Here is a 12,712-nt window from a genome sequence, read left to right on the forward strand (position 1 = left end):
AAACCCAGCTTAACGCTGGGTTTATTATTACATATATTACATAATACTTTATGTTTTTCTTTTAGCAATAAAACAAATACAAACAAAGAAATATTATTTATAAAGGTTTCATAGAACTGAAAAATAACAAAATGATTCCAGCAATTTTTTATCAATCTGAACATTTAATTTACTAGCAAACTATCTAAAATACTTACAATTTTACGGGCAATATCAATAGAAGGTAAAACCTCGTTACGCCCTGTATCTACCCAACACATTTTTATGAATACCCAAACGGTTGCTAAATCCGTTTTCTAAAGATGCATAACATGCATAATAAAAAACAAAACGTCCCCTGTACTATCCCCTAAAAACAAAAAAGCGTTGTTATCTACTAAATAACAACGCTTTATATATTTTAATGGTGGGCGATAAGGGATTCGAACCCCTGACCCCCTCGGTGTAAACGAGGTGCTCTGAACCAGCTGAGCTAATCGCCCTAAAACTTAATGCAACAAATATAAAATTATTTGTTTATTTCTATTAAATTTTTTTAATATTTTTTAAAACAACTTTATCTGGGTAGTTTATTAATTCTAGTTCAATAGGTTGGTTTTCTGGGTTTCTTCCTTCAACAATATATATTTTACCCGTTTCGTAAGGCAAATTACTTCTAGAAAAATCAATATCTCCGTGTTTTAAGTTTAAACGAACATCATCTAAGCTCATTTTTTCATTTTTCATTTCAAAATTAGCTTCTTCAGATGTCTGAAACGGTTTGCTACGTAAATCTTTTAAAACTCTACAATTAGGTAAATAGCAAAAAGTTTCTGTTTCTTTTTGATGCAAAATAAACCAAACGGCAAAAGCACCAATCATTAAACCAATTAGGTAATAACCTAAGCGTTGTATAAAATTCATTTATATTTATTTTGTGTAAAAATACAATTTATATTTTACATTAATAGTAAATTTAAATCTCTATAAGCTAAACCAAACCAATCGGCAATATGGCGTTTGGTAATCATACCAGCATAGCAATAAACACCAGCACGAATGGCTTTGTTGTAGGTGATTGATTTTTCTACGCCGCCATTTTCTGCAATTTCTAATAAAATAGGTTCTAGCATGTTGCTTATAGAAGTTGATGCTGTACGAGCATATCGAGACGGAATGTTAGGCACGCAATAATGTATTACTTCATTTTTAATAAAAGTCGGATTTTCGTGCGTGGTAACTTCAGAACTTTCAAAACATCCCCCAGTGTCAATGCTTACATCTACAATTACAGCTCCTTTTTTCATGTTTTCTAGCATGGTTTGTGAAACCAAAATAGGAGCGGGTATCGCCGCGTTTGGCACCAATGGCAACATCGCAACGGCGTAAAGCTTTTAATAAAGTATTGTGTTGTAGGGTAGATGTGTATACGGGAGCGCCAATATTATTTTGTAGGCGACGTAATTTGGTAATATCGTTATCAAAAACTTTAACGCTAGCACCTAATGATATGGCAGTTCGAGCCGCATATTCGGCAACGGTTCCTGATCCTAAAATTAAAACTTCGGTTGGGCGCACCCCAGTAATATTACCGAACAACATACCACGGCTGGTTAATGGGTTTGCCATTATTTCGGCAGCTATTAAAATAGATGCGGTACCGGCAATTTGGCTTAAGGCTCTTACTGCAGGATAACAACCGTCTGCATCTTGAATAAAATCGTAAGCTAAGGCAACAATCTTTTTTTGTTGCAGTTTTTCAAAGTAATTTTTATCTCGGGTTTTTAATTGTAAGGCAGAAATTACTGTTGTTTTAGGTTGAATTAAATCTAACTCGTCTAACGATAAAGGTTCAACTTTTAATAGTAGTGGGCATTTAAAAATACGAGCTGCATCTTGTGTAATTTCGGCTCCAGCCTTAATATAATCGTTATCACTAAAGGTTGCACTTTCGCCCGCCTCCGCTTTCAATTAATACACGATGTCCGTTATTAACCAAGGTTAAAACCGAATCAGGGGTTAAGGCAATGCGCTTTTCTTGGTAATATTTTTCTTTCGGAATACCAATGTGCAAAGCACTTTTATTAACGGGAATAGCTAATTTTTCTTCTAAAGGCATAAATGCCGTACTTGAAAAGGACGAACGTGGCATAAAACTAATTTTTAATAAAAAGTTTGCGTTTACCGTTAGGCAACGTTTCAATAGTAATTTTTGTATGGTTTTTGGGTAACAAATTACTTGCTTTTTCGGGCCATTCTATAAAACAAAAATGGTCTGAATATAAATATTCTTCAATACCAAAATCATACGCTTCTTCTTCCGAATTTAATCGGTACAAATCAAAATGATAAAACGTTTTGTTTTCGGCAGTAACATGCTCGTTTACAATAGAAAATGTTGGGCTTGAAGTTGCATCGGTAACGCCTAAGTTTTTTAGCAATGCTTTTATTAAGGTAGTTTTTCCTGTACCCATTTGGGCATCAAACAAAATAATATTGTTGGTTGTGTTTTGGATGATTTGTTTTGCAACGGCATCAATTTCTTCTAGGCTATAAACAATTTCCATTTTTACAATTTTTTACAAATTTATTTAAATAAAAGTAATTTTTGTTGCATGATGCGACAAATTATTGAATGTGTAATTTTTTAAAATGTGCTATTAGTAAATCTAAACTTTTTTTTACATAAATAGAAATGTTAATTTTTTAATCAATTGCTAAAGTTTAAACAATATAAAAAGTTTATTGAGGTTATATAATTATCGATTAAAGTTCATTTTTTACTGATTAAAAACATTTATCAGTTAGTTAACCCCAAAATCTTTGAATAAATGAAAAAGAATCTAACGTTAAAACCTTTATTCTTTGTCTGTTTGTTCTTTTTTTTTTCAGGAATAGCAAACAGTTATGGGAGTTGGTCACATTTATCCAGTAAATCGCCAATTTCAACAAGGAATTCAAACAACGATGTGTTAGTATCACCAACAAAACCTTCCTTCGTTTTTAGTGATAATTATTTTTTTGCTGATGCCATTTCTTCCTCCTCCAAAAACATAAGTCAGGCATCCTATTTATTTCACACCTTTAATTATGCTATTTTACCACAAACCGTTAATGCTTGTGGCAGTTTACTTATTGTTGATTTTTTGCAACAAAATAATATAGAACTTGATGCTATTGAAAGTTTAGAAGTTTATGATAGCACCAACCAATTGGTTACCAATTCAAGTATTACAGAAAGTGGGGTTTATAGATTTGAAATTACTTCTAATCTGGGTGCTTCAGAATCTTCACTTGTAGCAGTTACAATTACGCCGGCTCCCGTTTTAAGCATTGTTAATGAACAAGTTTTTTTACAAGTAGGACAAACACATCAAATTCAGGCAACTACAACCAACGGTTCTATAATTACGTATATTGATGTTGCTAAAAATCAGCCAGTTCAGGCAAACGTTGGGCCATTTACAACTGCTGGTACTTATATTTATAAGGTTGTTGCTACGCAAAATGAATGCGAAACTGTAAAGTTTGTTACGATTGATGTTAAAGATGTTGCTGCTTGTAAACAAAATAATGTTCGAGAATATGCTACTATCGCAAAACCAGGTAGAACCTTATTAGGTTCTGTTACAAATGCTGCAAACGCTGCTAATGCAAATACAGAAACCTATGCAACAATTACCTTACCTATAAGTTTATTAGGTTTAACTACTGCCTATTTAGATTTAGAGTTTACTAATCCGGTGCCGGCTGGTAAACCTATTGTTTTAAAGCTTGGTACAGGTTATGGTGCTTTAGATTTGCTTTCTGGAGCAACTTTAACAACAATTGTAGAAAGCCAATCTGGAGGCAGAGTAACTAGCGGATTACCGCAAAGCATTCAGGCCAATTTACTTGGCTTACTTAATGGAAAAAATGAATACGAAGTAGTTTTTAATCCCAACCCAAGCAATCCCAACCAAAAGATTTATGGGGTTCGTATTCTTATTACAGCAACTTTATCGGTTGCCCAAAACTTAAACGTTTATAATGCCTATTACAATTCGGATGCGTTAAACACAAATTGTGAAAGTGAAGTGATGGACGTTTTAAGCGGAACCAAAGGTTACGGCGTAAATGTAGCTAATGCTACAGTTGGCGTTAACAATCCTAGAAATTTTATGTTAGATGATGCTAATGCATTTACGCAAATGTTTGTTAATGTTGGTGTTTTAGCCGAATCATATTTAACGCCCGTTTACTCAACATATTCACAAAAAGAAGATGTGATTGAGATGGTTGTTTCTGATCCGAACGGATTATTAAACGTATCGCTTTTAAGCGCTTTAACATACCGAAAATTCGATCATCAAACCCCAGTTGGGCCTATAAATTCTTTAAATGCTAATCTGTTAAGTTTAACCTTACTTTTCGGGTCAACAGATAAATTTGTATTGCGTATTCAAGATTCAAATACTTTAGGACCTTGGGACAGATTTGAATTGCGTTTGGGAGCTGTAGCTAATGTTTTAGAAGCAATAAACATTTATTCAATTAAAAGACAACCCCAAATAAATTTTGTTAACAATCCAGCAGCAACCAATTTTACATTTTGCGTTGGTGAAGAAATTGTAGTAGAAAATCAAGAATGTACAAGTTTTAAATGGTACGAAAGTGCTACAGGAAATGATTTATTATCAAGCGCCAACTCGTTTACTATTCCAGCAAGTTTTTCTGGTAATAAAACAATTTATATTCAAGCCGTTAGAAACGGATGTGAAGTTTTAGAGCGCTATCCGGTGGAAATAACTGTAAAACCATCGTTAGTTAGCACAAACATTTCTGCCACAGCAACGCTAGATGTTGCAAATAAATGTTCAGGAAATGTTGCCCTAACCGCAACTGTTGCATCATCTGTAACCTTAACAAATCCGCAATATCAATGGTTTAAGTTAGTTAATGGTGAACAAATTTTGGTTGAAGATGAATCAAACAACGTTTTAAATGTTTCAGGTTTATTACCAGGAGCTTATTCCTATTTTGTGGGAATAGGTTCTGATGAATATTGTTTTACTCCAGAAAGCGAAAGAGTTCAGGTTGATTTTGTTGTACCGCGTAACACAACCACTGCCGATTTTACATCGAATCACACCGTTGATGTATGTAATGATTTGACAGTTTCGATTACGCCAGATGCTGCCTTAACTAACGTAACTTATGAATGGTATTTAGATGCTGCAGGAGTTACTAAAATTACTAACGTAACGCTTAACGGAGTAACGTACCAAGTTACTGCCAACCAATTATTGGTTACTGGCTTACCTATTGTTAATGCGCCGTTAACATATTATGTAGCTTTGGCGAGTGATCAAACCTGTGCAGATTTAACCAATTTATTACCTGTTGTTGTAAATTATGAACCACAGCCCAATTTAGCAGTATTAGTTCCGGGCGATCAAATATTCTGTCAAGCTAGCCAAGCAACTTTAGCCGATATTCGTTTAAATGCTACTGATATTGTTTGGTACGATGCTTTAACAAACGGTACTGTTTTACCTGCATCAACTATTTTAACAGATGGTGCTACATATTATGCGATTCGTACAACAACAGAAAGTTGTGCAAATGTGAGCCGTTTAGCAGTTACGGTTCGTTTAGACGATGTACCGGCACCAACTTTACCAGCAAATCAAATGTTTTGTGAAGTAAATCAGCCTAAGGTTAAAGATTTAGAGGCAAACAATTATTTGGTTGTTTGGAAAGATGAAAATGGGGTTGTTTTAAATGAAAACGATTTGTTAGTGCACGGCAAACAATATTTTGCATACAATGCACCGGTTGCAAATTGTGAATCGGCAACTGCAACTGCTGTAACAGTTACTATTACAACAGGGCAAACCACTGCTGTTAAAAACAATTTAGCTGTTTGTGATAGTACGGCTAACCTGCAAAGCTTATTAGCCGTTTATAATGGAGTTTGGTATGCAGATGCTGGTAAAACAACAATTTTAAATCCAACCGATGTTTTAGTTGCCGGTCAAACGTATTATGCAACGGATTTAGATTCTACAACTTGTGAAAGTACAGCGTACGAAATAACAATTCAAATTGTTCCTGATGCAATTGCAATAACTGCTTCTCAGGGTACAACTGATTTTTGTATCAATCAGGAATATACGTTTCAAGCAACTCCTGGTTTTAATACGTACAATTGGCAATTTGGTACAGCTACCGTAGTAAATGGAGGTGGAATAAACGATTCGTTTATAACGGTTAAATGGAGTACAACAGGTGCACATTCAGTTACTGTTTCGGTAGATGATTTAGCTTGCTTACCAACCAACGAATACGTATTTAACCTTACAACCGTTCCAGATGCAGTTACTATAACCAATTCGGAAGGCACAACTAATTTTTGCATCAATCAAGGATACACATTTCAAGCAACGCCAGGTTTTAGTTTGTACAATTGGCAAGTTGGTAATGCAACTGTTGTAGCTGGTGGTTCTGTAAACGATTCGTTTATAACTGTGAAATGGAATGCGCCTGGATTAAACACGCTTGCTGTAACCGTAAATAACTTAGCTTGTTTAACATCTAACCAACATGAAGTTGTTGTTACAACTTCGGATTGTAGTGTAATTTTAGATCCCGATTTAGGATTGCAAATTAGCTCTAGCCACGCAACACCGTATTTTTTAGACGATGTTCTTTTTACCATAAAAATTGTAAATATGGGAGAAGTAGACTTTACTGATGTTGTAGTTGCTTTTGAGTTAAGTTCAGGATTTGAATTCAAATCTTTTCAAACTCAAACCGGTACATACAATCGTAGATCGTGGACAATTCCTGAATTAAAAGTTGGCCAAGAAGCTATTTTATATGTTACGGCAAAAGTTTTAGAATTTGGTTCTCACGGCCAAGAAGTATCGCTAGTAAGCAGTGTTCCTGTTGATTTACATACCGAAAATAACTCAGCATTTTTACAACTTCAACCTGTAAAAAATGATTGTTTACTTGTTTACAATGAAATATCTCCAAACGGTGATGGCCAAAACGATTATTTTGTAGTTAGTTGTATTGAACGATATCCGCATACACAACTCCATATTTACAACCGATACGGAAATGTAGTGTATAAAAATGCAAACTACAACAATACATTTAACGGACATGCAAACGTTTCTAGAACCTTTGCAGGCAACGAGTTACCTAGCGGAACCTATTTTTACACATTAGATTTTGCAGATGGTACTACAGAAAAAAAATCAGGTTGGTTATACATAATGAGATAAGAAAATGAGACAGTTATATACAATTAAAAATATATTGGTATTTGCAATTTTAAACTGCTGTTCGTTTGCTTACGCGCAACAAACACCCGGTTATACGCAATACATGTACAACACCATGGCTATAAACCCTGGTTATACAAGTTCGGTAGAAAGTGCCGAAGTAAATCTTTTATACCGAACGCAATGGGTTGGTTTAGACGGGGCCCCAAAAACAGCAAATTTTAGTGCTTTAACTCCTTTTTCTTATGAAAGAATGGGTATTGGACTAAACGTTGTTAACGACCGCATCGGGCCAGCTAACGAAACATTAGCTACCGTAAATTATGCCTACAATGTAAGGTTATCTTTATTACATAATTTAGCTTTAGGTGTAAATGCCGGAGCAAAGTTTATGAATATTGATTGGAGTAAAGGCCGCCGAATCGAAGATGCTGATCCGGTTTTTGGTAAAAACATTAACGATTTAAAACCCGTAGTTGGTGCAGGTATTTATTTTTATACTGATAAATATTATGTTGGGCTTGCCGTACCTAATTTTGTTCGTTCTAATTATTATGATGATATTCAGCAGGCGCATGTGGTTGATGCTTTACATTATTATTTAATAGCCGGTTATGTGTTCAATCTTAGTTCGTCGGTTAAGTTTAAACCCAGTGCTATGGTTCGAGCAGTACAAGGAGCTCCGCTATCGTATGATCTTTCAGCTAATTTTATGTTTCATGATAAGTTTACCATCGGGGCTTCATATCGTTGGGACGATTCGGTTTCAGGATTAGCTGGTTTTCAAGTTTCAGATGCCATTTTTATTGGTTATGCGTACGATTATACCACAACTAATTTAGTGAAATACAATCACGGTTCTCATGAAATTATGTTGAAGTTTAGGCTTTTAGATAAGCATAAAACAATTAAATCTCCTCGATTTTTTTAAAAACTAAAAGTCATGAAAAAAACAATTCTAATTTTAGTATTTTGTTTAGGCACTGTGGGCATGGCTCAAGACAATTGGAAATGGTTGTTTGAAGAATACAAGCAACTCAATTATCCTGAAGTGGTGCACCTTTATGAAAAACAAGCTAAAAAAATAAAAGATGATAAAGTTTTACCCGCCGATGTTTACGAAGCAGTTGGTGAATCTTATTTAAAAACGGGTAATTACAGGCAGGCATCGGTTATGTATGGCAAGTTGCATCAATTACAAAAACACAACATGAACGAGGCGCATTTTATTAATTATACGCAAGCTTTACGTACATCGGGTTTTTATAAAGATGCAAATGATTTGGTAGAAGAACGCTTAAAAGCTCAGAAAAATACCAGCGCTTTAAAACTTTTCAATTTGCATAAAAAGCAAATTGATTCTATGGCCCAAGTACAGCCTTTGTATAAGGTGAGCAATATTTCTAGTAATTCTTCCAATTCAGATTTTGGAACGGCATTTTATGGCAATAAAGTTTTATATGCATCAAGTAAAGATGCACCAAAAGCATCTAAAAAGACAGAAGTTAATTTGCAGCCGTATTTAACAATTTATGAAGCCGAGAGAAATGCATCTAACGGAAATTTATCTAACGAAAAAAAATTTCACCCTGAGGTACAAAACAAATACCACAATGCAACGCCAACTTTTTCGCCAGATTATAAAACCATGTATTTTTCAACCAATTTGCAACATAAAAACAAATTAGTTTTAGATACAAACAAGGTAAATAACATTCAAATTTTGCGCGTTCCGATTGTTGATGGTAAACTTGGAGAACCAACCGATATGTTTTTCTCTAATCCAGATTATTCGTTTGGGCATCCTGCCATGTCATCTGACGGAAATTATTTGTATTTCACATCAGATATGCCCAATGGAGCAGGGCAGACCGATATTTACCGTGTTCGGGTTTTTGGAGATGCCTCATATGGGCCGATAGAAAGTTTGGGGACAACAATAAATACTGCCGGACGCGAAATGTTTCCGTTTGTACAAGACGATAAGTTGTATTTTGCTTCAGATGGACATTACGGATATGGCGGTTTAGATATTTTTGAGGCAACTATTTATCACGACGGAACTTTAAGTAATCCAGTCAACTTAGGTAAACCTGTAAATAGCGCTTGGGATGATTTTGCATATATTGCTGATGCGAACGATGATTTTGGCTATTTCTCATCAAACCGTTCGGGCGGAAAAGGAGATGATGATATTTACTTTTTTTTGAAAGAAAAACGAGTGTCTTGTACTCACGCAGTTTCTGGTTTTGTATTTTATGAAAAAGATAAAAGCCCGATTGCTGGTGCTAAAGTTATTTTAACCAATGATAAAGGCGAAAAGTTGGCCGAGGTGCTAACCAATGCAGACGGAAAATACGAAAGCGATATTTCGTGTAATAGCAAAGTTTCTGGCGTTGCAACTAAAGCTGGATATTCAACAGCTAAAAATCAATTTATAACAACTAACGAACCTGTTGTTGCCAATAATTACTTGTTAGCAAAGCTTGATGATTTTTTAGTTACCGATGGTGATTTTAAAAAAATAGATATTAATACTATTTATTTTGATTACAATAAGTTTGCAATTACGCCACAAGCTAAATTGGAGTTAAATAAGGTTGTTGGTGTGATGCAGCAATTTCCGGATGTAAAAATTAGAATTGAATCTCACACCGATTCTCGCGGAAATGACGCCTATAATCTAAAATTATCTGATAACCGAGCTAAAGCAACGCAAAACTATTTAATTGAGCAAGGCATTGCTGATAGCCGAATTGTAAGCGCGAAAGGCTACGGAGAAAGTCAATTAAAAAACAAATGTAGCAATCAAGTTACCTGTTCAGAAGCAGATCATGCTGTTAATCGGCGTTCTGATTTTATAATAGAAAAATAGCAACAAAAAACCTTATCGATTTCGATAAGGTTTTTTATTATATCTGTTTAAAGTAAAAAAGCACCAAGTAAAAACCCAACGGCTATGGCTACAATAACACCAACCAATCCGGGTAACATAAAACTATGATTTAAAACGTATTTACCAATTTTGGTACTTCCGGTTCGGTCAAAATTAATAGCTGCTAATAGGGTAGGATAACCGGGTAATACAAAATCCGAATTTACAGCAGGAAATATGGCAATTAATGCCGGAGTTGGTATTCCTAAAGCAATTCCTAACGGCATCATTGTTTTGGTTGTTGCTGCTTGACTAAACATTAATGCACCTAAAATAAATATTGCAATTGCAAATGTCCATGGATGTTCGGTTACAAAACCTTCTAGAACACCTTTAATTACCACTTCGTTATTTAGCATAAAAGTTGCGCTCATCCAAACAACTCCGAAAACCGAAACAACTGCTGTGGCCATTGATGTAAATAAAGAAGTTTTTGAAACATTTGCAGTTGGTGTTTTAGTTAAAAATAACATTAAAGCAGATGCGGTTAATGTAATAATACTAATAACGGTAACCATGGTTAATTCGCCATTGGCTTTTAAAACCAAGCTGGCTTTTCCGGGCTCAAAACGCGGTAATATTTCAGGAAAGGCACCACAAACTACAATTAATACCACTGCAACAGAAAATATGATTACCGATAATTTTGCGCCTTTTTTTAGCGGAGCAGCAGTTTTAGGATTATCATCCGCTTCTAAACTTTTTGCAAATTCCGGATCTTTCATTTTTTCAATAAAAATAGGATCATCAACCAATTCTTTTCCTTTTTTAAGTACAGCAAAACAAGCCAATAAAATACCAGCTAAGCAAGCCGGAATAGCAATTTTCATCACATCAATTAAAGCGCCCGGATAAGCTAAGATGCCTGCGCCAGCAAATGCAGCAGTTGCAGCACTCATTGGGCTACCGGTTATGGCTAAATGCGAAGCAATTACAGAAACGCTTAACGGGCGTTCTGGTCGTATTCTTTTTTTTGCAGCAACTTCAGCAATTACGGGTAATAACGAATAAAGTAAATGCGCGGTGCCGGCAAATAAACAAAAAATGTAAACCGTAAAAGGAGCAATAAATACAATTTTAGACGGATTACTACGAATTATTTTTTCGGCCAAACGAACCAAGTATTCTAAACCGCCACAAGCTTCTAAGGTTGCAGCCGTGGTAACAATAACCATAATAACCAACATGACATCGATTGGTGGTTCGCCGGGTTTCATGTTAAAAAGAAAAACAAAAATTAATAAACCTAACATTCCTGTTAAGCCCAAACCAATTCCTTTCATTCTGGAACCGATTAAAATCATCAACATTAAAATTGCAAATTGTAAAAATATCATGCTAAAATGTTTAAATAAAAAAATGGAGTTTGGTATTGTAACCATAACTCCATTTTTTTATTTATCGTATTAATAGGCAAAGAAAATATCTTGCAATTGCTGTTGCTTATTGGTTTGGGTTAAAGCTAACATAAGCAAAATTCGGGCTTTTTGTGGTGATAAATCATCGGCTACAATAAAACCAAGTTTTTTATCTTCTACTTCGTTATCTAAGGTAACGCGGCCAGAACCTGCTCTTGCAGCGCGGCATACCGCTACGCCTTTTTTAACTGCATTTTCTAAAGCCCAACCTACTGGTGTGTTAAAATTACCATTACCCATGCCAGCATAAACTAAACCTTTAGCACCTTCTTGTACGTATATATCAACTGCTTTTGGGTTGGCATCGGCATAGCCATAAATAATTTCAACTTGAGGTAATGTTTTTAAACCTTTAATATTGAATTTTTGGTCGTTATCACGAATCGATTTGTAAAAATACGATACTTTACCATCAAAAATTAATCCGATTGGACCAAAGTTTTTAGATTTAAATGTAGCTGTATTGGTAGTTGATGTTTTGGTTACATCGCGAGCGGCATAAACTTCTTCATTCATGGCTACAACAACACCAACTTCGGCACTATTTGGAGATGCAGCAACCATTACGGCATCTAATAAATTTCTGTTTCCGTCTTGGCTCATTGCTGTTGATGGGCGCATAGCCCCAACTAAAACAACGGGTTTATTTGAGTTTACGGTTAATTCTAAAAAATAAGCAGTTTCTTCTAACGTATCTGTTCCGTGAGTAATAACAACGGCATCCGCTAAGTTTTGAGCAAATATTTCGTTTACACGATTGCTTAATTTTAACCAGGTTTGTACATTCATATCTTGGCTTCCGATTTGCGCAATTTGTTCGCCAGATATTTGTGCCAATTGATGAATTTGTGGTACAGCATTTAGTAAATCATCAATCGGAACTTTACCTGCTGTATAAGCTGCTTTGGTTGCCGATTCGCCAGAACCTGCAATGGTGCCGCCCGTTGCTAAAATAAATACTCGAGGTAATTTTTTTGATGATTGATTTTGTGCTTGTGTGGTTTGCCATGGCATAACCAATAAAATAAATAAAAAAGGTATAATTTTTTTCATGTAACAATTTATATGATTGACTAAACTAAGAAATACATTTTATTGCATTTATC

The 12,712-nt window shown here is 35.0% G+C and carries 7 protein-coding genes, 1 tRNA gene and 1 pseudogene; 3 read left to right on the forward strand and 6 right to left on the reverse strand.

Features of this window, described 5'->3' with window-relative positions; genetic code table 11:
• Window positions 1-404: 404 nt before the first annotated feature.
• From K5I29_RS03595 to tsaE, 4 genes and pseudogenes are all read right to left on the reverse strand, one after another.
• Window positions 405-482: transfer RNA gene (locus K5I29_RS03595), tRNA-Val, on the reverse strand.
• 43 nt (window positions 483-525) lie between these two features.
• Window positions 526-903, reverse strand: a complete 378-nt coding sequence (locus tag K5I29_RS03600; RefSeq protein WP_264434485.1) for a DUF4258 domain-containing protein — start codon at window positions 901-903, stop codon at window positions 526-528.
• A gap of 35 nt (window positions 904-938) precedes the next feature.
• Window positions 939-2,131, reverse strand: a pseudogene (locus K5I29_RS03605) (alanine dehydrogenase).
• 4 nt (window positions 2,132-2,135) lie between these two features.
• On the reverse strand, window positions 2,136-2,546 hold the full coding sequence (gene tsaE, locus K5I29_RS03610; protein WP_264434486.1) for a tRNA (adenosine(37)-N6)-threonylcarbamoyltransferase complex ATPase subunit type 1 TsaE: 411 nt from the start codon (window positions 2,544-2,546) through the stop codon (window positions 2,136-2,138).
• A gap of 402 nt (window positions 2,547-2,948) precedes the next feature.
• Between tsaE and K5I29_RS03615 the strand changes: the two genes are divergently transcribed.
• Genes K5I29_RS03615 through K5I29_RS03625 form a run of 3 tightly spaced genes read left to right on the forward strand, consistent with a single transcriptional unit; the run spans window position 2,949 to window position 10,128 of the window.
• Window positions 2,949-7,253, forward strand: a complete 4,305-nt coding sequence (locus K5I29_RS03615) for a T9SS type B sorting domain-containing protein (protein ID WP_264434487.1) — start codon at window positions 2,949-2,951, stop codon at window positions 7,251-7,253.
• Between the two features lie 4 nt (window positions 7,254-7,257).
• Window positions 7,258-8,184, forward strand: coding sequence for a PorP/SprF family type IX secretion system membrane protein (locus K5I29_RS03620; RefSeq protein ID WP_264434488.1), 927 nt, complete (start codon window positions 7,258-7,260; stop codon window positions 8,182-8,184).
• 12 nt (window positions 8,185-8,196) lie between these two features.
• Window positions 8,197-10,128 carry an OmpA family protein gene (locus K5I29_RS03625; protein WP_264434489.1) on the forward strand — a complete coding sequence of 644 codons (1,932 nt, stop codon included), beginning with the start codon at window positions 8,197-8,199 and terminating at the stop codon, window positions 10,126-10,128.
• Window positions 10,129-10,175: 47 nt separating this feature from the next.
• Here K5I29_RS03625 and K5I29_RS03630 read toward each other — a convergent pair whose 3' ends face one another.
• Both K5I29_RS03630 and K5I29_RS03635 read right to left on the reverse strand, forming a co-directional pair.
• Complete coding sequence (locus K5I29_RS03630) at window positions 10,176-11,525, reverse strand: anaerobic C4-dicarboxylate transporter family protein (RefSeq protein ID WP_264434490.1); 1,350 nt, start codon at window positions 11,523-11,525, stop codon at window positions 10,176-10,178.
• Between the two features lie 69 nt (window positions 11,526-11,594).
• Window positions 11,595-12,659, reverse strand: a complete 1,065-nt coding sequence (locus K5I29_RS03635; RefSeq protein WP_264434491.1) for a type II asparaginase — start codon at window positions 12,657-12,659, stop codon at window positions 11,595-11,597.
• Window positions 12,660-12,712: the final 53 nt, after the last annotated feature.

Source organism: Flavobacterium agricola (assembly GCF_025919725.1).
In the GTDB taxonomy this organism is placed as follows: Bacteria; Bacteroidota; Bacteroidia; order Flavobacteriales; family Flavobacteriaceae; genus Flavobacterium; species Flavobacterium agricola.